Below are 24,850 nucleotides of genomic sequence, written 5' to 3'. Positions count from 1 at the left end.
CTCTGGCGCCTGTTATCACTTGAACACGTTTGGATTTTGCAGACGAGGCCGCAAAGAGGCATACTGACAGTCACGGCGCGCAAGACGTGCCGCCTAACAAGATACTAAAAGGTAAGTTCGTGAACACAATCGACAACAAAAGCGTGCAGACGAAAACATTTCGCTGGAAACGCTGGCAACGCTGGGCCCTGGGCACGGGCTGCGCCCTGGCCGCCTACAGTGCGGTCGGCTTCTGGCTGGTGCCCTACGTCATCAAAAACCAGCTACCCAAATTTGCAGAAAAAGAACTCGCGCGACAGGCCAGCATAGGCGACGTGCGCTTCAACCCGTTCACCCTGCGCCTGGAAGCGGACAAGATCGCTTTCAAGGAAGCGGCCAGCGCAAACAATGCTCCGCTGCTGTCCATCGGCGCCCTGGCCGTGCAGCTGGAATGGAAATCCATCGTCCGCCGCGCCTGGAGCCTGGCGGAAATCCGCATCACGGCGCCGCAAGCGCAGCTGACGATTACGCCGGACGGCAAGTTCAACCTGGCCGAAGTGCTGGCCACCTGGCAACGCAACCATCCGGAAAAGAGCGAAGGCGGCATGCCGCGCCTCGTCATCGCCCACTTTGCGCTGGAGCAAGGCAAAGTCGACTGGCAAGACCAGAAGGCCGGCTATGCGGACAACTTCACGCCGATCAACTTTACGCTCGATAATATCTCCACCCTGCCCGACGCCAACGGCAGCTACAGCCTCAGTGCCGATGCGGCGCGCGGCGGCAAGCTGCACTGGCGCGGCACGGCCTCGCTGAGCCCCATCCGTGGCGAAGGCGAACTGATACTGAACGACGCCTCCCTGCCCGGCCTGGCCGCGTATTTGAAAGCCTATACGCGCGCGACTGTCGCCAGCGGCAAGCTGTCGGCGCGCCTGCCCTACGCCTTTTCCTATGCGGAGGGCAAGCTGGAAGCGACCGTCAAAGGCGCGGGCCTCGCCTTGCGCGACTTGGCGCTGGTACAAAGTGGCAAGAGCGACGCCTTTACGTCGCTGAACACCTTGGGCATCGCCGGCGTGAACGTGGACCTGGCGCGCCAGAGCGTCACGGTCGACAAGGTCAACCTGGTCGGCGGCAAGGTCGCCGTGCGCCGCGACAGCAAGGGCGAGATCGACGTGGCGAACCTGATGCTGCCAGGTAATCCCGCACCAGCAGCATCGGCCACCGCCACGCCCGCCGCACCAGCCACGCCCGGCAAGTGGAAGGTGGACTTGAAACAGCTGGCGCTGGCCAACGTGGACGTGTCCGCCATCGATGAAACCGTCTCGCCAGCCTTGCAGCTGAGCGCCAGACAGCTGCATCTGAATTTGCAACTGGGCTTGCAGCAAGGGCCATCGGGCATGGCCACCGTCATCGATGGCGCACAGTTCGGCCTGGCCGACCTCACCATGCAACGGGGCGCGCAAACGCCGTTCAAGCTGGCCCAACTGGGCTTTACCGACGGCAAGATCGACCTGGCCGCGCACACTGTGCACCTGGGCGCCGTGACGGCCAGCGGCGCGCAGATCGACCTGGCGCGCAACCGCCAGGGAGAATTCGCGATTGCGCAAAAGCTGCCCGTATTTGCTTCCGGCAGAGCCGACACTGCCAAGGACGCGCCATCCACGCCCTGGTCCACCAAGATAGACAAGGTAGAACTGAGCAAGTTCGGCGCCCGTTTCGATGACGCGGGCACGGGCATCAAGGTCAATGTGCAAGATGCCCATTTGTCGCTGCAAGACGTCAGCAACGACATGAAACAGGCGCTGCCGTTCGAGCTGGGCGTGGGCCTGCGCGAAGGCGGACTATTGACGGCCAATGGCAAGTTCGTGCCGGGCACGGGCGCCGTCGATGCGCAGCTGAATTTGAAACAGCTGACCCTGGCGCCCGTGCAACCGTTGCTGGCGCAGCATATCAAACTGAAACTGGCAAGCGGGTCGCTCTCCGGCAGCGGCCGCCTGACGACGGGCGGCGGCGCGCCGAAAGCGCCGAAGGTCCGCTATGTGGGCGGTGTCGATATTGCCGGCCTCGTGCTCAATGAAACGGATGGCAAGCGCTTTGCCTCATGGAAAAGCGTGCGCGCCGACAAGCTGACAGCCAGCGTGGGCCCGGACTTCGTCGACATCCCCGAACTGCGCGTGGTCGAACCGAACGCCCAGCTGATCATCGAAAACGACCGCAGCCTCAATGCGCAGCGTTTGCTGGTCAAGGCGCCCGAGCCTGCCACGGCAACGGCCACCCCTCCTGCGGCCTCCGCCACGCCGGCAGCCGACGCCGCCTTCCCCGTGCGCGTGCGCCGCGTGCGCCTGCAAAACGCCAAGCTGGACTTTGCCGACCTCAGCTTGCGGCCCCAGTTCGCCGCCAAGATCTATGAACTCAATGGCGTCGTCACGGGCCTGTCGACGAAACGCGATGCGCGCAGCCAGATCGAACTCGATGGCCGCATCGACGAATTCGGCCTGGCCCGCGTGCGTGGCCAGTTGAACCCGTTCGCCCCGACCGACAACACGGACTTGAACGTGGTCTTCAAGAATGTCGACATGGTGTCCGCCTCGCCGTACACGATGAAGTTCGCCGGCTACAAAGTGGCAGAAGGCAAGATTTCGCTGGACTTGCAATACAAGGTGCGCAACCGCCAGCTCGACGGCACCAACCAGATCGTGCTCGATAAGCTGACCCTGGGCGAGCGCATCGACAGCCCGGACGCCTTGAAGCTGCCGCTGGAACTGGCGCTGGCCATCCTCAAGGACTCGGACGGACGCATCGACCTGGGCTTGCCCGTGTCGGGCGACATGAACGACCCGCAATTCAGCTATGGCGCCCTGATCTGGAAAGCCGTGGGTAATGTGCTGACGAAAATCGTCACGGCGCCGTTCCGCGCGCTGGGCAACTTGCTCGGCATCAGCGCCGACAAGCTCGAATCGATCGACTTCGACGCGGGCAGCGCCGTGCTGCTGCCGCCAGAGCGGGAAAAGCTCAAGCAGGTGGCGCAGATCCTCGCCAAGCGCGAACAGCTGAAGCTGGCCGTGCCTGGCCAGTACAGCGATACGGACGCGGCCGCCCTGCGCGCCCAGGCCGTGCGCCGCGCCGTCGCCGCCAAGGCCGGCATCAAGCTGGAAGCGGGCGAAGAGCCGGGACCGTTGAACCTGGGCGAACGCAAGATACGGGGTGCCCTGCGCGACCTGTACGCGGAACGCTTCGGCAAGGCCGAGCTGGACAAGCAGAAGAAAGCGGCGGAGTCGGCCGTCCCAGCCTCAGCTGCAGCAGAGACGGCTTCAGCAGCTCCAGCGGCTCCGGCAAAAATCCCCGTATTCCAACGCCTGGGCAAGCTGATCGAAGGCGAGCCGCAAGTGGCCGACACGGGCACCTTCTACAAGGGCTTGCGCGAGCAGCTGGAAGCCAAGCAGCCCCTGCCTGCCGACGCCTTGAGCAAACTGGGCACCCAGCGCAGCGCGGCGATTCTGGCCGCCCTGCAGCAGGATGGCACGCCGGCGGCCAGGGTCAGCGCCGGTGCGCCGGAAAAAACGGAGGCCGCGCCGGGCAAGCTGGTGGGACTGAAACTGGGATTGGCGGCGCAATAAAATCTGGGGTCAGACCCGTCGGGTCTGACCCCGGCTCTTTGCTGTGGGCTCCAAGCATCCCGCAGCATGCGCATTAAGCCCTTTACTTTTTCTTCTCCACCGCCTCATCCGGCAAAGCAAACGCCACCAGGCTATCGCCCATCTTCGTGCCGAGCGAACCATGGCCGCCGGCCATGACGACGACATATTGCTTGCCCGTCTTGTCCGAGACATAGCTCATCGGCGTGGCCTGGCCGCCGGCAGGCAGGCGGGCTTTCCATACGGTCTTGCCATTGCGCACGTCGTAGCCGCGGATGTAGTAGTCGAGCGTGCTGCTGAGGAAGGCCACGCCGCCGCCCGTGGTGCTGATGCCGCCCAGGCTGGGCACGCCCAGCGGCAAGGCGATGGGCACGGGGGCGCTGTCGCGCGTGGTGCCGTTCTTGTGCATCCACACTTTTTTCATGGTGCGCAAGTCGACGGCGGCGATATACCCCCACGGCGGCGCCTGGCATGGGAAGCCCAGCGGCGAAAGAAAAGGCTTGATTTCCACTGCAAACGGCACGCCCGTCTGCGGCTGCAAGCCCATTTCCGAGCCCGTGCCGCCCTTCGCATTGGCTTGCGCACGCGGCACCAGACGCTCCAGAAAGCCCATGTAGTCGGGGTTCACCAGCAGCAATTGCCGGCCCGGGTCGACAGCCGCCCCGCCCCACTCGAAGATACCGAGCGGGCCCGGCGAGATGATGGCGCCCTTGATCTTGCCTTCGGCCACCGTTTGCGGCGTGAACGGCCCTTCGTAGCGGTGCTGGCGGAAGATGATGCGGCACGCCAGCTGGTCGAATGGCGTCGTGCCCCACATATCTGTTTCGCTGATGTTTTTCTCGGGCAGGAAAGTGAGGGCCGAAAACGGCTGCGTGGGCGACAGGCGGTCGCCGGGAGCCGGGTTGTTCGTCGGCACCGGTTTTTCCGGCGCCGGCACGACCAGGCTGCCATCGCGCCGGTCGATCACGTAGATGTCGCCCCGTTTCGTCGTGGCCACGACGGACGGCACTTTGCCTTTCGGCGTGTCGATGTCGACCAGGGTGGGCTGGCCGCCGATATCCATGTCCCAGATATCGTGGTGCACGGTCTGGTAGACCCAGCGCACCTTGCCCGTCGCCAGGTCCAGCGCGACGATGGCGCTATTGTATTTCTCGCCATGGGGATTGCGGTTGCCGCCCCACGTGTCCGGTGTTTCATTGCCCATCGGGATGTACACCATGCCCAGCTTTTCATCGACGCTGGATACGCCCCAGGAATTGGGCGAATTGTTCGTGTAGGTCTTGCCATCGGCAATCGGCGCCGTGTCGTCGGGGTTCGACGCATCCCAGTTCCACAGCAGCTTGCCCGTGACAGGATCGTAGCCACGGATCACGCCGGACGGCTCTTCCGTGGAAAAGTTGTCGGTGACGCTGGCGGCCATCACCACCACGTTTTGCGCCACGGCCGGCGGCGACGTCGGCATCAAAAAGCCCCGCTTCTTCATGCCCATGCCGTGGTACAGGCCGATCACGCCATTTTCGCCAAAGCTTTTGCAGGCTACCCCCGTATCCGCGTTGACGGCGATCAGGGTGGCATCCATGGTGGGCGCGAGGATGCGGCGCGGGCATTCCATGCCGGCCGCCTCGGGTGCCGGGTCGCCCTTGGCGCGGCCCGCGTTGACGTCCCAGTAGGCGACGCCGCGGCAGATCATGTGCTGGTAGGTCGATGCGTCCCGGTTGATCTTCGGATCGTGGCGCCAGATCTCCTTGCCCGTGTCCGGGTCCAGCGCGATGACGATGTTATGCGGCGTGCACAGGTACAGCATGCCGTTCACTTTCAGCGGCGTGACTTCGTTGGCGATCTCGCCCGGATCGTTCGGGCCCTTGAAGTCGCCCGTGTTGTACACCCATGCCTGTTTCAGCTGCGACGCGTTGGCCGGCGTGATCTGCGCGGCCGGCGCATAGCGGTCGCCATAGCCGGAACGGCCATACGCGGCCCAGTCGTTGGGCGCCACGCCGGGCGCGAAATCGCCTTGCGGCGCGGCGGCCATGTTCTCGGCCGGCACTTCGCCATGCAAGGTGTAATAGTCCTGAAACAACGAGAACACGCCCACGGCAGCCGTGAGTACCACGGCGGCGGCCAGCGCGCTCTTGCCCGCATCGCGCGGTTTCGCTCCGGCCGTCAATGGCGGATCGAGGCGGCGGTCGACGAAGGGCAGCAGCAGCCAGACGGCGGCGGCGAACCAGATATCGAGGCGCGGCAGCAATTGCCACCAGTCGAACTTCACTTCGATCACGGACCAGATCAGGGTGGCGAACAGCAGCAGCGCGAGAAACAGCTGGGCGCTGCGCCGCCCCTTCCACACGAGCGCGCCCGCGACGAGCATGCCGATACCGGCCACGACGTAATACCAGGAACCGCCCAGGCTGACGAGCCAGGCGCCGCCGCCGGCAAGCGCCAGGCCCAGCAAGATGAAGATGACTGCGGTGATGACAAGCAAGGGTCCAGGCCGGGCAGAGGCAGTCATGATGCTCCTTTACAAGAGTCAGTCGGCGGCACGCGCCTGCGCACCGTATTTGATGGCGATCAAGGAATTCCATTTTTTCACTAATCGCCAAAGCGTGCCACACGCCACAACGCCGGCCATACGCCGTGTGGCGTTTTATACACGGTCTTAGCGTCCAGCCCGCTATAAGCATATGTTTTCAATGAAAATCATTGAATAAAATAATTCAACAACAAATTTCTCGAATAAAACGAATTTTTATCGTAAAATGGAAAAAAACCACCCAAGCCAAACATTTTTCTTGAATTTCACTTCATTGGAGCGGCGCCCATCATGACCATCGCTAAACGGCTGTACGCCTTGATCCTCTCCGTCGTCCTCGGGCTGGCCGCCCTGGCGGGCTTTGGCATCTACCAGATGGACCGCGTGTACACGGCGGCCAGCTATGCCACTGTCAACACGGTACCCAGTCTGCTCACCTTGAACGACGCTTTCGTGCCGTTCGCGCAGATGCGCACGGCCGTCTGGCAGCACATGGCCAGCAAGGATGCGGCCGGACGCGCCAAGCTGGAAGCGGGTATCAGAGAAGCGCGCGCGGCGGTCGGCAAGGCGCTCGACCAATATGAAAAAGAAGATATCACCGATGAACAGGACCGCGCGCTGCTGGCCGCCGACCGCGCCGTGCTGCTGCGCTACGATGAAGTGCGCGACAAGGTACTGGCGCTGTCGAAGGCCGGTGAACTGGACGCGGCGCGCGACTTGCTGGTGCAAAACCAGCCCATCATCAAGGAACTGGTCGACGCCCTCGCCGCCCACCACCGCTACAACGCAAACCTGGCGGCCAAAGGTGCGGCCGATGGCGCCGCCGCCGCTGCCAGCGCGCGCTGGATTGCCATCGCCCTGTCCCTGGCCGTGACGGCGCTCGTAGCCAGCATGGGCCTGCTGCTGGCGCGGCGCATCGCCGCCTCGCTGGCCGACGCCATCGGCGTGGCCCGCACCATCGCGGACGGCGACCTCAGCGTGCAGGTCCGCGCCACCTCGAACGACGAGGTGGGCCAGCTGATGCAGGCCATGGCGGACATGAGCGCGAGCCTGGTACGCATCGTGGCCGAAGTGCGCTCCGGCACGGACAGCATCAGCACGGCCTCGGGCGAAATCGCGTCCGGCAACCTGGACCTGTCGGCGCGCACGGAACAGCAAGCGGGCTCGCTGGAAGAAACCGCCTCGGCCATGGAAGAACTGACTGCCACCGTGCGGCAAAACGCGGACAATGCCCGCCAGGCCCAGCAAATGGCCATCAGCGCCTCGGACAAGGCGCAGCGGGGCGGACAAGTGATGGGCGACGTGATACGCACGATGGAAGCGATCGACAGCGCGTCGAACAAGATCGCCGACATCATCGGCGTCATCGACGGCATCGCCTTCCAGACCAATATCCTGGCCCTGAACGCGGCCGTGGAAGCGGCGCGCGCCGGGGAACAGGGGCGCGGCTTTGCCGTCGTGGCCACCGAAGTGCGCAACCTGGCGCACCGTTCGGCCGCGGCCGCCAAGGAAATCAAGGTACTCATCAGCGACTCCGTGGAACAGGTGGGCCAAGGCGGCAAGCTGGTCCAGCAGGCCGGCGCGGCCATGACGGAAGTGGTCGACACGGTACGCAGCGTTACCGACATCGTCAGCGAAATCTCGGCCGCCAGCGTGGAGCAAAGCACGGGCATCGAGGAAATCAACCGCGCCATCACGCAGATGGATGAAGTCACGCAGCAGAACGCGGCCCTGGTCGAAGAAGCGGCGGCGGCATCGCAATCGCTGCAGGAGCAGGCAGCCAGGCTGGCCGGCGTGGTGGGCGCCTTCAAGCTGGCGCAGGGACAGGCCGGCGCGGCGCCGCGCGCGCCTGCCGCCCCGCGGCCCGCACAGCACAGGGCGACGCTCAAGCTGGTCGCCACGCGCCCGGCAGGGCAAGCCAGGAAAGCGGCGCCGGCCGCCGCCGATTCGGGCGACTGGGACGTATTTTAGGTCCGCCATCACGCAGGATCACTCGCATAGAACGCACTGGAGCACTGCCATGAACTCCTTTCTCGCCATTCACCCCTTCCTTCGCTGCGAAGATCTCTCGCTGATGCGCCCGGCGCTGGCGCTGGCAGGCCTGCTGTTGCTGCTGGCCGCCCTGCTCTGGCGCCGCACCCGCTGGCAGCAGGCCGACCGCACGCAGGCCGCCAGCGCGGCGCCGGCCGATCTGCATGCGCTGCTGCAAATGCGCAAAGCGGTCCCGCCGGCCAAGGCGGCTGACAGCGCACCACCGTCGACAGCGCCCAAGACACCGGACACGCCGCCATTCGACGCGGCCCGCCTGGACGCCATGTTCGGCCACGACCGGCGCCTGCAGGGCGAGATCCTGGCCCTGTTCGTGGCCGAGACGCGCGACCGCCTGGCCGGCATCGCCCATGCGCTGCGCTGCGAGCGGGCCGCCCCGGCAAGAGTGCTGGCACAGGAAATTCTCGACGGCAGCCAGTCCATGGGCCTGCTCCCATTGCAGGCGCTGTCGCGCCAGGCCGTGCATGCGGGCTTTTCCAACGATATCGGCGCCCTGCACCGCCTGCATGCGGAACTGCTGATGGCGCTCGATGCGCTGTCGCAAGCCGTCACGGCCCTGCAGACGGCGGGCACGGCGCAGGCCGATGACTGCAACGGCGTAGGGAGCCGGCCATGAGCGCGCACATCGACCTGGCGCGCCTGCCCGGCGGCGCCATCCTGCCTTCGCCCGCCTGGCGGCGCCACTGGCTGGCCACCTTGTGCCAGCAGCAGGTGGCGCTCGATGAACTGGCGGAACAGCTGGGCTGCGATCCGGCCATGACCGGCAAGCTCATCGGCCTGGCGAATGCGGGCGTGCCGCCGGGCGGGCGCAGGCATGCGGCCGTCAGCGCCGCGATGCTGGCGGCCATCGGCCTGCCCGCCCTGCGCCAGGCGTGCACCATCCCGGCCCCGCCAGCGCCCACGTGCGCGCACTTCGACGCGCAGCGCTACTGGTCACACTCGCTGGCCATGGCGTGCGCCGCCCGCGTGGCAGGCGACGCGCTGCAGCTGGCGCCGGCCGATGAGCTGTACAGTTGCGGCTTGCTGGCCAACTGCGGCCAGCTGGCCCTGGCCAGCGTGCATCCGCAGGAATATGGAGAACTGCTGGGCCAGTACGGCAATGGCGTCACGGCCCGGCTGCTGGGCGAAGAATCACAGCGCTTCGGCCACCACCAGCTGGCCCTGTCGGCCATCCTCATGCGGGACTGGGGCATGGCGGACATCCTGTGCGACGCCGTGCTCTGCCATGCCGCCCCGCCCGGCTTCGGACGGGCCGGGCGCATGACGGACCTGGCGAAGCTGCTGAGGCTGGCCAGCAGCTTCGCCGACCTGATACTGCGCAACGGCGCGGGGCCGCGCGAGCCAGCCCTGGCCACGGCGCGGGTACTGGGCCTGGACGCAGGCTACATGGAAACCCTGCTACGCCACAGCAATGCGGAGTGGAGCGAATGGCGCGATATCCTGGAACCGCACAGCCATCTCGCCCCCTGCCGTACGCGCACGCGAGTCCGGCCAGCCGCACGCCAGGTTTTTAGTGAATTCATCTAATTCGTTGAAATTGATTTTTTGAGCCCGATTGCGTATCATTCCCTTCAACTTCATCGCGACAATAAAGCCCATCATGCACACTGCAGACGTCTGCACCACCCAAAAGGCCGCCGAAATCCTCGGCATCTCGGTCACTTCAGTGCAGCAACTGGTCGAGGCCGGCGTGATCGAAGCGTGGAAGACCAAGGGCGGCCACCGCCGCATTCCCCTCGCGGCCGTCGAAGCCTACAAGGGCAATCCCGGCCAGCCGGGCCAGGACCAGCGCGCGTCACGCGCCAGCCGCCCCGCCCCATCGGGCCGCCCGCCGTCCATCCTCGTGATCGAGGACAATCCGATCGAGCGCGCGCTGTATGAAAAACAGATCGGTTCATGGGGCTTGCAGGCGGACTTGCGCTTTTGCGAGAACGGCTACCAGGCGCTGATGGAAATCGCCCGCGACCAGCCCGACATCCTGCTGGCCGACATCGTCATGGAAGGCATCGACGGCTACGAAGTGATCCGCACCATCCTGGCCGACCCGCTGCTGGCGGACATGCACATCGCCATGCTGTCGAGCCTGACGCAAGAAGAGCTGCAAGAACGGGGCGGTGTGCCGCCAGGCGTGGTGTTCTTTGCCAAGCCCGTCAATTACGACGAACTGCGCGGCTATCTGCGCGCCTGCTGCGCCGGCCATGCGCGGCGCAACAGCCTGGCCGCCTGACCCGCCACCGCTTTCCCCTCGCCACGGAGCCGCCATGCCAGCCTATCGCCACATCGATCCTGCCGTGCTGTTCCATGCCACCGGCCACGACCTGGAGATGTTCCGCGCCCTGTCGCAGACCTACCTCGACACGTCGCCGGCCATGTTTGCGCGCGTCGAGCAGGCCGTGCGCGGCGGTGCGGCGCAAGCCATCGTGCATAGCTGCCATACCTTCCGCGGCACCGTGGCCCTGCTGGGCGCCGGCGCCCTCGTGGCGCGCCTGGCGGCACTCGAGCAACTGGTGCGCCATCAGGGCGTGGCGGCACCGGAATGGCTGGCCGAAACGGCGGCGCTGATCGGCGCAGTGGAGCAGGAAGTACGCCGCAGCATGCTCGAATACACGGGCGCGCAGGCATGAACGCGCGCCAGGCCGTCCTGCGCCTGGTGCACCACTACCGGCCGCGCACCACGGCGGCCATCGTCGGCCTGGTGCTGGTGGGCCTGCTGGCGCTGCGCATCGTCGTCTCCGGCGTGGTGCTGCACCGCGAAGCCGTCGATGACTGGAAACAGGACCTGTCCAATCTGTCGCTGCTGCTGGCGGAAAACACGGCGCAGAGCATGACGGCGGCCAGCCTGGTGCTCGACAGCGTCAGCAGCGAGATCGAAACCGCAGCCCCCGCGGACGCGCAGGCGCTGGCCGCCGCCGTCGGCACCCCGGCCATGCACCAGATGCTGCGGCACAAGATCGGCGGCGTGCCGCAAGTGGACGTGGTATCGATCGTCGGCAGCGATGCCGGCGTGCTGGCCTTCAGCCGCGCCTTTCCCGCGCCGTCCATCCACCTCGGCGAGCGCGACTACTTCGACTACCACCGGCGCCACCCGCACGGCGGCATGCATGTGAGCGCGCCCGTGCAAAACAAGGGCAATGGCGCCTGGACCTTCTATATCAGCCGGCGCATCAGCGGCCCGGACGGCCGTTTCCTGGGCGTGGTGCTGGTCGGCCTGTCGTGCGATTTCTTCAGCAAATTCTTCCAGAGCACCAGCATCGGCGAACACACGGCCTTTTCCCTGTACCGCAGTGACTACACGCTGCTGGCCCGCTGGCCGGCCGTGCCCGCCATGATGGGCAAGCGCAACCTGACGGGCAGCACCTACCGCCTGCTGGAACAGGGCAAGACCGATGGCGTGCTGCAGGTGGACACGCCGCGCGCAGCCGAGCAGGGCCGCCCGGTCAAGCGCCTGGCCGGCGTACGGCTGGTGCGCGACTATCCGCTGGCCGTCAACGTCACCGTGACGGACGAGGTCTACCTGGCGGGCTGGCGGCGCATGCTGCGCACCATGGGCGGCGCGGCCGTGGTCAGCCTGCTCGTGCTGGCCGGGGCCATCGCGCTGATCATGTCCCTGCTGCGGCGCCAGGAGCACGAGGCGGCCCTGGCGCTGGCGCCGCAGACGCCGGCCGCCACATCGCCGGAGCCGGAGACAGCAGCGCCATCCGGAGCCCGAGACGCGCGCGCATCCGAATCCACACCCGCGCCTGCACCCGCCCCGGAACCGGGCGCGCGCATCCTGCTGGTCGAGGACACGGCGCTGAACCGCCAGCTCGTGTGCCTGCAGCTGGGATCCCGCGGCTACAGCATCGACACGGCGGAGAACGGCGCGCTGGGCCTGCAGGCGCTGGCCGAACGGCAGTACGACCTGGTGCTGATGGATTGCATGATGCCCGTCATGGACGGCTACCAGGCGTGCGAGGCCCTGCGCGCCCGCGAAGCGGCCAGCGGCGCGCCGCGCCTGCCCGTCATCGCCCTGACGGCCGGCGTCACCGAGGACGACCGGCAGCGCTGCGTGGCGGCCGGCATGGACGATTACCTGTCCAAGCCGTTTACGGCCAGCCAGCTGCGCGACATGGTCGAGCGCTGGCTGACGCGCCAGGCGGCGACACGTTAGCCGCCAGAGCCGGCGTTCAATACAACACTTCCCGCATACAAATCATTTTATTCGATAAATTCAATTATATTCGCTATAATTGATAAATCGCACGCAGAATGACAACCCTTGCGGAGGCAGCATGCAACAGCACGGATACTGGAATGCCATGGCCTGGCAGCGTTGGGAACGCTGGGATACGCGCACCCTGCTGTCGCTCTTCATGGCCATCCTGCTGACGGGGCTGTGGAGCATCACCGTGCTGCAACTGCGGCACGCCTACGACACTGCCATCGCCGGCGCCGGGCGCGATGCGCGCAGCATGGCGCGCGTCTTCGACGAACACGCGATCCGCACGATCGAGGCGGCGGACCAGGCGGCCACGTATTTGCGCAGCCGCTACCAGGCGCTGGGCAGCGGCCTCGACATCGTAACGGACCTGCAGCAAGGCCTCAGGCCCGGCCCCCTGTACAACCTGTTTACCATCGTCGACGAACAGGGCGACATGGTGCTGTCGAGCCGCCCCTTCCAGCCGACCAGGCTGGCCGACCGCGAGCACATCCGCGTACACATGCAGCGCGATAGCGGCGAACTGTATATCAGCAAGCCGGTGCTGGGCCGCGTATCGCAAAAATGGTCGATCCAGATGACGCGCCGCATCAACCATGCCGATGGCCGGTTCAAGGGCGTGGTGGTGGTCTCGATGGACCCGTATTACTTTACCCGCCTGTACGACGAAGTCGACCTCGGCGACAACAGCTCCACCGAGCTTGTCGGCAGCGACGGCGTGGTGCGCGCGCGCCGGGTCGGCGCCGCCGACACCATCGGCCAGGATATCGGCGCCAGCAAGGTATTTTCCTTGATGCAAGGTAAAACGCGGGGCGGCTTCACCGAACGCAGCCCCGTCGACGGCATCGTGCGCTTTTACGCATTTGAAAAACTGGCCGGCTACCCGCTGTACATGCTGGTCGGGCTGGACCGCGACACGGTATTGGCCGACTACGTCTCGCGCCGCAACCAGGCCTTGCTGATGGCGGCCGTCACGAGCTTGCTGATCGTGCTGTCGTGGGCCGCGCTGGTGCTGCTGATCGGCCGCCTGGTCGACAGCCGCGCCAGGGCCATCGCCGCCAGCGAAGCCAAGTCGCGCTTCCTGTCGAACATGTCGCATGAATTGCGCACGCCCCTCAACGGCATCCTCGGTTTCTCCGAGCTGCTGCAAGAGCAGCTGCGCGAGCCGGAACAGGCCGCCTACGCGCAAACGATACAGGACAGCGGCCGCCAGTTGCTGTCCATGGTCGAAGCGGCGATGGAATTGAGCGCGCTCGAGCACGATCAGGTCCGGCTGGAGTCCGCCGCCGCGCCATTGGACCAGTTGCTGGAACTGGCCTTGGCGCCGCACAGGCCGCGCGCGGCGCACAAGGGCTTGCAGCTGGCCGCGCAAGTGGCGCCCGCCACGCCGTCCAGCATCGATTGCGACCGCACCCGCCTCGTGCGCGTGCTCGACATCCTGCTCGATAACGCCATCCGCTACACGGCTGCGGGGCGGGTCGACGTGCACGTCACGCACAGCGGCGCGGACCTGCAGATCGAGGTGCGCGATACGGGCATCGGCATCGCACAGGCGCAGCAGGGCGTGATCTTCGACAAATTCTCGCAGGCCGACGACTCGCCGAGCCGCGCCCATGACGGCGCCGGCATGGGCCTGGCCATCGCGCGCCAGCTCGTCGCGCTGATGGGCGGCAGCATCGGCGTCGCGTCCGCGCCGGGCCAGGGCGCCGTCTTCCGCCTGCGGCTGCCGCTGGGCGGCAAATTGACCACACTATCACATGCATAGTTGCGCCAGTTGTGCGCAAAAGTTGTTCTCCATCCCTATCGGGTATAGCATCGCCACATGAGCTATCACACAGAGGCGGCGGCGTTGCGCAGACGATGGATCGAGTGGCTGTTCCTGCTTCTCGGGCTGCTGATCGTCGCTGCCGCCCTCGCCTACGCGCACCTGGCCGAAGCGACCCGGCATGACGAGGCCGAACGCGAGCGCCTGAGCGTGCTGACGGCGCTGCTGGCAAAAAACATCGAAGTCGACCTGGCGGCGACCAACCTGGTGCTCGGCGGCGTGATCCGCGACTATCTGGCCGCCGGCCCCGCACCCGACGCCGGGCAGGCGCTGCCGCGGCGCCTGGCCGCACTGGTCGACGCCATGCCGGGCGTGCGCACCATGCTCGTCATCGATGCGCAAGGCAAGGCGGTCGCCACCAACATCGCGGAACTGGCGAACCAGGATTTTTCGCGCCGCGGCTACTTCCAGACGGCGCGCGACGCCCCCGATGCGCGCATGCTGTACATCTCGGCGCCCTTCCATTCCTTCAAGGGCGACCTGGTCATCACGGCGTCGCGCATGGTGCAGGACAAACAGGGACGCTTTGCCGGCGTGGTGGTGGCCACCTTTGCCTCCGAATACTTCACGGCCAAGTTCCGCACCGCCATGTACGCCCCCGACGTGTGGGCCGTGGTGCTGCATGGCGACGGCCAGCAATTTCTCAACTACCCGGCCAGGACTGCCAATGGCGGCAATATGGACGTCCCCGGCAGCTTCCTGCGGCGCTTTCGCGACAGCGGCTACCAGGCCGGCGTCCTGAGCGGCGTCGAAATTGCCGGCGCCGGCGCCCACACCGCCCCCCGCATCATGGCCATGGCGACCATCGCCCCCACCGCCCTGCGCATGGACCGCGCCCTGATCATCGGCCTGAGCCGCGAAGAAGCGGCCATCGCCGCCCCGCTGCGGCGCCAAGCGCTCGGCTACGTCCTCTCCTTTGCCGTGCTGGCGCTGGCCGCGGCCAGCCTGCTGTTCTGGAGCCAGCGGCGCCGCCGGCAGCAGGCCGCCTGGCATGCGGAACAGGAAAGCGAGCGCCAGGCCATGCAAGCCGTGTCCGACAGCGAAACGCGCTTTCGCACCCTGATCGAAGATGCGCCCGTGGCCATCGCCATCCTGCGCCACGGCCGCTTCATCTATTCGAATCCCCGCTACCGCAGGCTGCACGGCTACACGATGGAAGACAATCTGAACGGCCTGCCCTGGTCCGCCATGATTTCCCCGCCATCGTTGGCGGCGCTGGCCGCCAACGAAGCGCTGATCGAGGCCGATTCGCCCAGTGAACAGGTATTCGAGGCCGTCGGGCTGGGCAAGCAGGGCCTGCCCGTGCCCATGTTCAAGACCACCACGCGCGTGCTGCTCAAGGATGGACCGGCGACCCTGATCTTTGCCCAGGATATCTGCGCGCAAAAACAGGCCGAAGAGGCCATGCTGCTGGCGCGCGACGCGGCCGAAGCGGCCAACCGCAGCAAGGCGGAATTCCTCGCCAACATGAGCCATGAAATCCGTTCGCCGCTCAACGCCATCCTCGGCATGGCCTGGCTGCTGGAACGCGACGGCCTCGATGGCGAAGCGCTGCAGATGGCGCGCAAGATCCGCGCCGCGGGCCAGTCCCTGCTGGGCATCATCAACGACGTGCTCGACGTGTCGAAAATCGAGGCGGGCCACATGACCATCGAACAGGCGCCTTTCCGCTTGGCCGACGTGATCGACAAGATCGCCGCCAGCATGAGCGTTGCCGCGCATGACAAGCCGATCGAGGTGCGCATCGGGCCGCTGCCCGAGGGCGTCGACCAGGTGATGGGCGACGCGCTGCGGCTGGAACAGGTGCTGGTCAACCTGACCAGCAATGCCATCAAGTTCACGACGCAGGGCACGGTCGAGCTGACGAGCGCCCTGGAAAGCCGCGACGGCGACGCCGCGGTGCTGTGTTTCAGCGTGCGCGACACGGGCATCGGCATCGCGCCCGAAGTGCAGGAAGCGATCTTTTCCGCCTTCGCCCAGGCCGACACGTCCACCACGCGCCGCTTCGGCGGCACGGGCCTGGGCCTGACCATCTGCCGCCAGCTGGTGCGCCTGATGGGCGGCTCCATGCGTCTGACCAGCGTCACGGGCCAGGGCAGCACCTTCAGCTTCACGGTGCCGCTGCAGCTGATGGCCGCCAGCGTCCCGTCCTCGCCCGACATGCAGGGCTTGCGTGTGTTGCTGGCCGATGGCAAGGCCGACACGCGTGGCGCCGTGGCCGCCGTGGCGCGGGGCCTGGGCTGGAGCGTGCATGCCGTCTCCGGCGGCCAGGCGGCGCTCGAGCATGCGCTGGCCTGTGCCGAAGATGCGCGGCCAGGCGTCATCGTGCTGGCCGCGCGCATGCCCGACATGGACGGCGAAACCACGGCGCGCGCCCTGCGCGAGCACCTGCCGCCGCAGGATTGCCCCATCGTCATCCTGGCGGCCAGCGGCACGCCGGCGACAGCGCCCACGCGCCGCCGTACGGACCCGGCCAATCCGGCCGATGCCATCCTCAATGAACCGGTGACGGCGTCCAGCCTGTACAACGCGACGATGGAAGCGCGCCAGCGGCGCGCCGAAGCGGCCGGCCTGGACGTCGGCCAGGACGTTGGCCATGCGGCGCTGGGCGAGCGCGTGCTGGCCGGCGTGCGCGTGCTGGTGGTCGACGACAGCGACATCAACCGCGACGTGGTCAACCATATCCTGTGCGACCAGGGCGCCCTGCCCTCGTTCGCCTGTGACGGCCAGCAGGCGCTGGACTGGCTGCTGGCCCACCCGGCCGACGTCGACATCGTGCTGATGGATGTGCAGATGCCCGTCATGGATGGCTTGCAGGCGACGCGCGCGCTGCGCCAGTTGCCGCAGTTCCAGGACTTGCCCGTGGTGGCGCTGACGGCCGGGGCCTTCCAGACGCAGCGCGCGGCGGCGCTGGAAGCGGGCGTGAACCATTTCATCAGCAAACCGTTCGACGTGCCGCAGACCATCGCCCTGATCGCGCACGCGCACCGGCGCCATGCGCAAGGGCTGCCGGCCCTGCCGCCCGTCGTGGCCGAAGCGGCGATGCCCGTGCGGACAGGCGGCGCGGCGCCCGTGATCGACCTGGCGCAAGGCATGGAGCAGTGGCTCGATGAAGCCCCCTACCGCCAGCACCTGTCGCACTTCGGCAGCACCTACCGCAACACGGTGGGCGCCATGCGCGCGCTGCTGGCGGCCGATGCACGCGCCGACGCCGCCGCGCTCGCGCACAAGCTGGCCGGCGTGGCCGGCAGCCTGGCCCTGCCCGCCACCGTGCACGCGGCCCAGCAAGCCGAACAGCTGCTGCACGCGGGCGACGATGCGTCGGCCGCCCTCGATGCACTGGAACAGGCGCTGGCGCAGGCCATCGAGGCCGCCGCCGCATTCACGGCACGGACGCCGCCCGGCCAGGCGACCGTGCCAATGACAAACTTGCCAGCCTAGCCTTCGCGGCCATCCACCCTGGCGCGCCACAGGTACGGCGCATACACGCATGCATACAGGCCAAAGGCCAGCGACCAGCAGGCACCCGCCGCCAGCAGCAGCGGCATGGACAGCGCGGCGGGACCGACGGCGGCCAGCAGGCGCGCCAGCGCGCCCAGCTGGATCAGCCAGTACATCGCCGCTTCCGCCTTCCCGCCCTTGAGCGGCCGACCCGTGTGGCCCAGGGTGGTGCGCGTCATCATGCCGATGATCAGGCCCGCCATCGAGCCCACCGTCAGCGCGTGCAAGGCGGCGCTGGCCGGCAGCAGGCCCAGGCTGGCGGCCGCCAGCAGTGCAAAGCCGATGCCTATCCACGCGTACGACAGGTGCAATATCCACAGCAGCGGCACGCGCACCGTACGTTGCGGCTGCCAGGCCAGCAGGTTGGCCAGCGACACGCTGGCGGCGCAGAAGGCCAGCGGCGCCGTCAGCCAGGCTGGCGCGCCGGCCAGCCACGCGATCGCGGCGGCCGCCATGCAAGCCACGGCCGCCAGCGCCCGTTTCGGACTGGCCACGGGCGTGCTGCCCGGTGCGCCGTTGCGCGTAAACATGGGGATCACGCGCGCGCCGATCACCGATTCGATCAGCACGATGATGAAGATGGCCGCCTGCACGGGCACAAACAGCGACAGCGGCAGCCAGCCCAGCACGGCCGCGTGGAACAGGCCATTGGCCAGCGCCAGCAGGGCCAGCAAGCCGACGAGGAACAGGTTGCGCGTATTGCCCGAGCGGCGCAGCACCAGGTACAAAGGCCAGGCGGCCAGCGGCAGGAACAGCCAGTCGACCAGCGCCGCCAGGAATCCGGGGCCGCACAGCATGGCCACGCGTCCCGCCAGCCACAGCCCCACCAGCGCCATCAGCTGGGCGCCGTGCGGTGTAGGCAAGCCCGTCCAGTTGCGCCCCGCCGTATAGAGGAAACCGACGACGACGGCCAGTGCGAAACCGAACACCATTTCATGCATGTGCCAGCCCAGCCCCACCTGCAGGCCGCCCGTCAGCCAGCCCGCATAACTGGCCAGCCACAGGGGAATGCCGATGGCCGCAAACACGGCCGCCAGCAGGTAGAACGGGCGGAAGCCCAGTTGCCAGACGGCGTGGCCGGCATGCCAGGGCGCGGCGCTGGCGGCGGCGGGAGGAGAAGATGGTTCGCTGATCGGGGTGATGGCCATGATGGGCTCTCTTTTAAAGATATATTCAATATACTACTTTAAAAGCGCGATGGCGGCCATCGGCAAAAAGGACTAGAAGAATGGATGGAAGCGGCCATGGGGCCGGCCCGGCGGGCCTGACCCCAACTATGCGGCTACTTGCCCTGCCGGTGCTCGACCGCGTACACGGCCGCCTGCACGCGGCTGGTGAGGTTGAGTTTTTTCAGCACGTTCTGCACGTGGATCTTGACCGTGCTTTCGGCCAGGTCGAGGGTACGCGCGATGCCCTTGTTGCTCTCGCCGCGCGACAGGCAATCGATGATTTCCTTTTCACGGGGCGTGAGCTTGTCGAGTTCCGACACGGGTTCCTCGCGCCGCGTGCCCGCCTGCAGCTGCGCCACCAGCTTGCCCGTCATGGCTTCGGCGATGACGACTTCGCCGGCGGCAGCACGGCGGATGGCGCGCACCAGGTAGTCGGCGTCGATGTTCTTGATCAGATAGCCGCAGGCGCCCGCCCGCAGGGCCGTGGCCAGGTCTTCCGCGTCTTCGGACACGGTGAGCATGACGATGGCCGTATCGGGGCAATCGTGCTGCATCAGCTGCAGCGCTTCCACGCCGGACATGCCGGCCATGTTCAGGTCCAGCAGCACCACGTCGGGCTGCAGCTGGATGGCGCGCTTGATGCCTTCCACGCCATCGGCCGCCTCGCCCACGACGGCAAAATCCGTATGCCGCTGCAGCAGCGAGCGTATGCCGCTGCGGAACAGCGCGTGGTCGTCGACCAGCATGACGGTGATCGGTTTATCGGGTGTCTCCATTTTTTATACTTTCAGGTAGTTACTCAGGCGGCGCGGCGCTGCTCGCGCGACAGATGCAGTTCGACCGTGGTGCCGCCGCCCTGGCAGGCATGCACGTCGAACGTGGCGTCGATGCGCTGCGCGCGCTCGCGCATGATATGGATGCCGACATGGCTGTCGCCCTTTTCCAGCACGGCGGCAGCGTCGAAGCCGACGCCATTATCGCTGATCGTCAGGGTAAAGTCCTGGTGATCGGCGAGGCGCACTTCGACGTGGCTGGCCTGGGCGTGCTTGCGGATGTTCGACAGCGCTTCCTGCACGATGAATAATAACTGCAATTGCTGCTCGCGGGGGAACGGCGCGCCGTCCACATCGGCCAGCAGTTCGGCATCGATGCCCGTCTGGCGGCGGAATTTGTCCACGGCCGCGCGCAGGGAGCCGATCAGATCGTCCTCCATCAGGCGGCTGCGGAAGTTGGCCAGCAATTCGCGCACGTCTTCATAGCTCTCCTTCACGCCCGCATGCAGGGCCGGCACAATGCCCGCCACCTCGTCGAAACGCGCGTTGCGCACGGAGTCGTCGAGCATCTGCACCTGCAGGTTGAGGAAATTGAGGCTTTGCGCGATGCTGTCGTGCAGCCCCTGCGCCACCAGGTTGCGCTCTTCGGAAATGGCCATTTCGCGTTCGCGCGCGGCCAGGCGCAGGTTTTCCAGCGCGATGCCCAGCAGCTGGCCCAGGGTTTCCAGCAAGGCCAGCTCGCGCGCGGAAAACACGCGCGCATGGCGGAAATGCAGGTTGAAGAAGCCCAGGTGCTGTTCGTGCGCGTGGATATGGAAGACGGAGACGGTGGCAAAGCCTTCGCGGTGGCAGCGCAGCTCGTGCGCCTTGTCGATGCGGCGCATGTCGTGCACCTTCGCCACCTTCATCTCGACGGCCGTGCCGCACAGGCAGTCGCCCACCTTCAGGCAATGCTCGGACGCCACCAGTTCCTCGGACAGGCCCGTATGCACGACCATGTGAAGGTTGCCCCGCTCGGCGTCGAGCACGCGCACGGTGGAGCCGTCCGCCTCGAAATAATCGACGATGCGCTGCATGAAGCCGCCGCAGATGTCTTCCAGAGGCTGCGGGCGCTGCAGGAAAGCGGCGCTTTCGTACAGCAGCGCCAGTTCGCGGTTGCGGTATTCGAGGGTGGCCGTCTTGCTGCGCACGCCCTCTTCCAGGTTGCCGTACAACGCCTGCAGGCGGTCGGCCATCTGGTTGAAGCCACTGGCCAGCTGGCCGAATTCGTCATTGCTTTCCACGGCCAGGCGCACGCTGAAATCGCGTTCCTTCATGCGCTGCATGCCCAGGCGCAGCCGCGTGACCGGTTCGATGATGAGCATGAACATCAGGTAAATCATGCTGACCGTGCCGATGACGGCCATGCCGACGAGGATCAGCTGCGAGGCGCGCAGCCAGAAGGTGCGCTGTTCGCTATCATGCTCGATCAGGCGCACCAGTTGATCGACCTGACCCACGAAGGTGTCGGCGTCATGCTCGAACTGGCGCGCGCGCGCGGTGGAGTCGGCGGCCAGGGCCGCCGGGCGCAAGGCGCCACGCCAGGCCGTGCCGATGCGTTCGAATTCGGACTTGATGGCCGTGCTGGGGGGCAGGAACAGGGGGCGCTGCGGGTCGCCGTGGCCGATCTTGGCCAGGGTTTCGTCGATCAGCAGCACTTGCTGGCGCGCCTGTTCGCGCGCGTCGCTGGCAAGCAGCAGGGTCAGACGGTAGGTCTGCATGCGCAGCCGGCCCGTCTCGTTGATGGCGGCCGAACTGCCTTCGAGCTGCCACGACAAAAACAGGGTGCAGCCGATGGCACTCAAGGCCAGCACCAGCATGAGCAGCAGCGCGCCGACGATCTTGGTCGACAGCTTCTGCCAGGAGGAAAACATCGCCTTGAATTTCATACCGCCCTTGAGTGTAAATACAAAACTGCCTCAGCCGCCCGTCTGTGCCATGAACCTGATAATTTTATCGGGCTGCGTATTGAAATCATGCTGCTGCGGCTTCAGTTCGATGGCGGCGCGGATCGCCGCTTCGATCTCCGCATCCGTGGCCCCGCCGCGCAGCATGGGGCCGAGGGCGAATTTCTCTTCCTGGCCCAGGCACAGGTACAGGGTACCATCGACGGACAGGCGCACGCGGTTGCAGGTGGCGCAAAAATGCTGCGACATGGGCGTAATGAAGCCGATGCTCGAGCGCCCATCGGCTGTCGACATGTAGCGCGCCGGCCCGCCGCCCAACTCTGTTGCCTGCGGCACCAGGCCAAAACGGGCCGCCAGGCGCTCGCGCACGGGACCGAGCGGCATATAGCTGGCATTGCGGCCCGTGCTGCCCATGGGCATGGCTTCGATCAGGCGCAGGATGAACTGCTGCTCGATGCAAAACGCCGCCATGGCCTCGATCTGGCCGTCATTGATGCCGCGCATGGCCACCATATTGATCTTGATCGGGTCGAAACCGGCCGCCTTGCCCGCCATCAGCCCATCCAAAATCGGCTGCAGGCTGTCGCGCCCCGTGATCTGCTGCATGCAGGCGCGGTCGAGCGAATCGAGGCTGACGTTGATGCGGTCCACGCCCGCCGCGCGCAAAGCCACGGCGTGCTTGCCCAACTGGGTGGCGTTGGTCGACAGCGACAAGTCCTGCAAACCAGGCAATGCCGTCAGCCGCTGCGCCAGTTCCGGCAGATTGCGCCGCAACAGCGGTTCGCCGCCCGTCAGACGCACGCGGCGCGTGCCGAGGTGAACGAAGATGCCCAGCAGGCGCTCGATCTCGTCGAACGTCAGCCAGTCCTTCGGCTCCTCGAAGCCGCGAAAGCCCTTGGGCATGCAGTAACTGCAGCGCAAGTCGCAGCGGTCGGTGACGGACAGCCGCACATAATCGATCGAACGGCCAAAACGGTCCTGCAACTTGACGCTACCCATGACGCTACTCCTGTTTCTTACTTGATTGTAAAGGCTGGGGCACGATCTGGCTGTGCCCCAGAAGGCCTAGCGGCCTACGCCTTTCGGCCTACGCATTTCTACCTACTGAACCAGCGGGCTGGCCGTGCCTTCGAGCTCGATGCCGGCGATCTCGGCGCGCCCCACCAGCAAGTGCAGATACTGGTGCACGGCCCGCTGCCACGCGGCGCGCGACAGGCGGTCGGCGATCTGCGCCTGCACGGCCTCGTAGGCGATGGGCTGGCCTTCGACCCGGCGCAGCACTTGCACGATGTGGTAGCCGAAGCGCGTTTCCAGCAAATGGCCGGCCAGCGCGCCCGCTTCCAGGCGGAACAGTAGCGCGTCGAACTCCGGCACGCTCTGGCCCGGCGACAGCTGGCCCAGGTTGCCGCCCAGGGCGCCCGACGGGCAGTTCGAATACTGCGCCGCCAGTTCGCCGAAGCGTTCGGGCGCCAGTTTCAAGGCGTCGAGCACGGCTTGCGCCGTCGTGCGCAGCAGCTCCAGGGGCGCTTCGGGCGTCACCTGGAACAGGATGTGGCGCGCCTCAACCAGCGCGCCGCTGCTAAACAGCTGCGGGCGCTGCGCATAAAAGGTGCGGCAAGCCGCATCGTCGGCGGGCGGCACGCGCACTTCCTGCGCAAACAGCGCTTCGATGCGGTCGTCAATACTGCCGCCCTGCACGCCGAGGCGTTCGGCTTCTTCCAGCAGTAGCCGGCGCAGCACCAGTTCATGCACGGCCTGCTTCAAAGGGTTGCCGGCGCCGTCGTGATGCGGCAGTTCCTGCGCGATGTCGGCATCGTCGATATCGATGCCATTGACGGAGATTCCCATGATGTGACTCCTTTCTTAACGGCGGCGAACCAGTTGGTAAGCGCGGCCCAGATATCCGATGGCGCCGAAGCCGCTCCACACGTGCACCAGACGGGTGAACGGGAAGATGACGAACAGCGACATGCCCATGAACAGGTGCAGCTTGAACACCAGCGGCGCATCGACGATGAAGCTGGCGGCGTCACCGCGGAAGGTCACGATGTGCTGCGCCCAGTTCATCAGCAAGACCATCATGTGGCCATCCATGTGCGAAGCCGAGACGAAGATCGAGGACAGGCCCAGCAGCAAGGTCAGCAGGATCCACACCATCACCAGCTTGTCGCCGGCCGTGGTGACGGCGCGCAGCCGGTCGTTACTGAAGCGGCGCACCAGCAGGATCAGGATGCCGACCAGGCACAGGCCGCCCATCACGCCGCCTGCCGCCATGGCCACGCCCTGCTTCAGGCTGTGCGACACGCCCAGGGTATCCCACACCCAGACAGGGGTGAGCAAGCCGGCCGCATGGCCGAACAGCAGGCCGATGATGCCGATGTGGAACAGGATATTGCCCAGGCGCAGGCTGCCGCGGTGCAGCAGCTGGCTGGAATCGGACTTCCACGTGTATTGCTCGCGGTCGAAACGGATCAGGCTACCGAGGAAAAAGATGGCCAGCGCGATGTATGGATAAATGCCATACACAAATTGATGCAGATAATTACTCATGATGTACTCTCCTCATGCGGACGCGCTTCAAGCGGCGCGCCGCGGCTGCGGGTGAAAATGCACGGGATGGACGCCGCCCGGAACTTGGCCCGGACCTTGGCGCAGCAGCGGCTCGACGCCGTCCGCACCGGGACCGAAGGTTTCCAGCGCTTCATCCATGTCGCGCACCGGCGGTTCGGCCAGCATTTCCGCCGCCACGGGGCTCAAACGTTCGAGCAAGGTGAAGACGGGCGCATACGGGCTGCCGTTGGCCGTCAGCTTGCGGCCGATGTGCGCCAGCACGTGGACGGCGTCGCCCAGCAGCGGCGCCGAAGCTTCCTCGTCGAGCTGCGCGAGGAATTCCAGGAACAGCGGCACGAAGTCGGGCAAGTCGTCGCCCACCATTTGCAGGCCGTGGCGCTTGTACTCCTCCATCAGGTCGACCATGGCCTGGCCCCGGTCGCGCGATTCGCCGTGGATATGCTCGAACAGATGCAGCGAGTGCGACGGGTTGCGGTCGAACGTGGCCACGTACTGCTGCTGCAGGTCGATCAGGCTGCTGCTTTCCAGGTGCGCCAGCAAGGGCCGCAACAGCGCTTGCTGTTCCGGCACGGACGCCAGCGCGGCGTCCAGCTGCGGCAGGTGGGCGATCAGCTCGGGCTCCGGATACAGCAGCAGGCGCGAAAGGACTTGGTAGTGATGCATAGCGTGTTCCATATCAG

At 66.3% G+C, this 24,850-nt stretch carries 17 protein-coding genes; 9 read left to right on the top strand and 8 right to left on the bottom strand.

Annotated elements, in window-relative coordinates; translation table 11 throughout:
• Positions 1-119: 119 nt before the first annotated feature.
• Entirely contained in the window at positions 120-3,593 is a 3,474-nt protein-coding gene (locus AC4BCN_RS14345; protein WP_490490994.1) for a DUF748 domain-containing protein, read from the top strand.
• Between the two features lie 82 nt (positions 3,594-3,675).
• On the opposite strand, the gene AC4BCN_RS14340 is transcribed toward AC4BCN_RS14345, so the two are convergent.
• Complete coding sequence (locus AC4BCN_RS14340; RefSeq protein ID WP_490490993.1) at positions 3,676-6,117, bottom strand: membrane-bound PQQ-dependent dehydrogenase, glucose/quinate/shikimate family; 2,442 nt, start codon at positions 6,115-6,117, stop codon at positions 3,676-3,678.
• Between the two features lie 312 nt (positions 6,118-6,429).
• Here AC4BCN_RS14340 and AC4BCN_RS14335 point away from each other — a divergent pair, with 312 nt between their 5' ends.
• The 8 genes from AC4BCN_RS14335 (at position 6,430) to AC4BCN_RS14300 (ending at position 17,651) form a co-directional block, all read left to right on the top strand.
• Positions 6,430-8,109: a methyl-accepting chemotaxis protein gene (locus AC4BCN_RS14335; protein WP_490490992.1), complete on the top strand. Its 1,680-nt coding sequence runs from the start codon at positions 6,430-6,432 to the stop codon at positions 8,107-8,109.
• Positions 8,110-8,158: 49 nt separating this feature from the next.
• Positions 8,159-8,803, top strand: coding sequence for a hypothetical protein (locus AC4BCN_RS14330; RefSeq protein WP_490490991.1), 645 nt, complete (start codon positions 8,159-8,161; stop codon positions 8,801-8,803).
• Positions 8,800-9,714 carry an HDOD domain-containing protein gene (locus tag AC4BCN_RS14325; RefSeq protein ID WP_485883227.1) on the top strand — a complete coding sequence of 305 codons (915 nt, stop codon included), beginning with the start codon at positions 8,800-8,802 and terminating at the stop codon, positions 9,712-9,714. The genes AC4BCN_RS14330 and AC4BCN_RS14325 overlap by 4 nt, the downstream gene beginning before the upstream one ends.
• Positions 9,715-9,787: 73 nt before the next feature.
• Positions 9,788-10,414, top strand: a complete 627-nt coding sequence (locus tag AC4BCN_RS14320; RefSeq protein ID WP_485883229.1) for a response regulator — start codon at positions 9,788-9,790, stop codon at positions 10,412-10,414.
• A 34-nt stretch (positions 10,415-10,448) separates the two neighbouring features.
• Positions 10,449-10,811, top strand: a complete 363-nt coding sequence (locus AC4BCN_RS14315) for an Hpt domain-containing protein (protein ID WP_485883231.1) — start codon at positions 10,449-10,451, stop codon at positions 10,809-10,811.
• Positions 10,808-12,337 (top strand): response regulator, encoded by a 1,530-nt coding sequence (locus AC4BCN_RS14310; RefSeq protein WP_490490990.1) that lies wholly within the window; start codon positions 10,808-10,810, stop codon positions 12,335-12,337. Before AC4BCN_RS14315 ends, AC4BCN_RS14310 begins: the two co-directional genes overlap by 4 nt.
• A 121-nt stretch (positions 12,338-12,458) precedes the next feature.
• Positions 12,459-14,150, top strand: coding sequence for a sensor histidine kinase (locus AC4BCN_RS14305; protein ID WP_485883235.1), 1,692 nt, complete (start codon positions 12,459-12,461; stop codon positions 14,148-14,150).
• Positions 14,151-14,207: 57 nt separating this feature from the next.
• Entirely contained in the window at positions 14,208-17,651 is a 3,444-nt protein-coding gene (locus AC4BCN_RS14300; RefSeq protein ID WP_490490989.1) for a response regulator, read from the top strand.
• On the opposite strand, the gene AC4BCN_RS14295 is transcribed toward AC4BCN_RS14300, so the two are convergent.
• The 7 genes from AC4BCN_RS14295 to narJ form a co-directional block, all read right to left on the bottom strand.
• Complete coding sequence (locus tag AC4BCN_RS14295; protein ID WP_490490988.1) at positions 17,648-18,859, bottom strand: NnrS family protein; 1,212 nt, start codon at positions 18,857-18,859, stop codon at positions 17,648-17,650. The genes AC4BCN_RS14300 and AC4BCN_RS14295 overlap by 4 nt on opposite strands.
• Before the next feature lie 134 nt (positions 18,860-18,993).
• Positions 18,994-19,656: a response regulator gene (locus AC4BCN_RS14290; protein WP_034751227.1), complete on the bottom strand. Its 663-nt coding sequence runs from the start codon at positions 19,654-19,656 to the stop codon at positions 18,994-18,996.
• Between the two features lie 23 nt (positions 19,657-19,679).
• A complete protein-coding gene (locus tag AC4BCN_RS14285) occupies positions 19,680-21,566 on the bottom strand; it encodes a type IV pili methyl-accepting chemotaxis transducer N-terminal domain-containing protein (protein ID WP_235194215.1) in 1,887 nt (628 codons plus the stop codon).
• A 45-nt stretch (positions 21,567-21,611) separates the two neighbouring features.
• Positions 21,612-22,598 carry a GTP 3',8-cyclase MoaA gene (gene moaA, locus AC4BCN_RS14280; protein WP_490490987.1) on the bottom strand — a complete coding sequence of 329 codons (987 nt, stop codon included), beginning with the start codon at positions 22,596-22,598 and terminating at the stop codon, positions 21,612-21,614.
• Between the two features lie 102 nt (positions 22,599-22,700).
• On the bottom strand, positions 22,701-23,447 hold the full coding sequence (locus AC4BCN_RS14275; protein ID WP_128139445.1) for a peptidylprolyl isomerase: 747 nt from the start codon (positions 23,445-23,447) through the stop codon (positions 22,701-22,703).
• Between the two features lie 15 nt (positions 23,448-23,462).
• Entirely contained in the window at positions 23,463-24,149 is a 687-nt protein-coding gene (gene narI, locus AC4BCN_RS14270) for a respiratory nitrate reductase subunit gamma (protein WP_070305903.1), read from the bottom strand.
• Positions 24,150-24,176: 27 nt separating this feature from the next.
• Entirely contained in the window at positions 24,177-24,845 is a 669-nt protein-coding gene (narJ, locus tag AC4BCN_RS14265; protein WP_490490986.1) for a nitrate reductase molybdenum cofactor assembly chaperone, read from the bottom strand.
• Positions 24,846-24,850: the final 5 nt, after the last annotated feature.

This window comes from Janthinobacterium sp. Bl 1, from assembly GCF_058215535.1.
The sequence above is the reverse complement of the archived record's forward strand: the minus strand, read 5'-3'. Positions and strand labels throughout refer to the sequence as shown.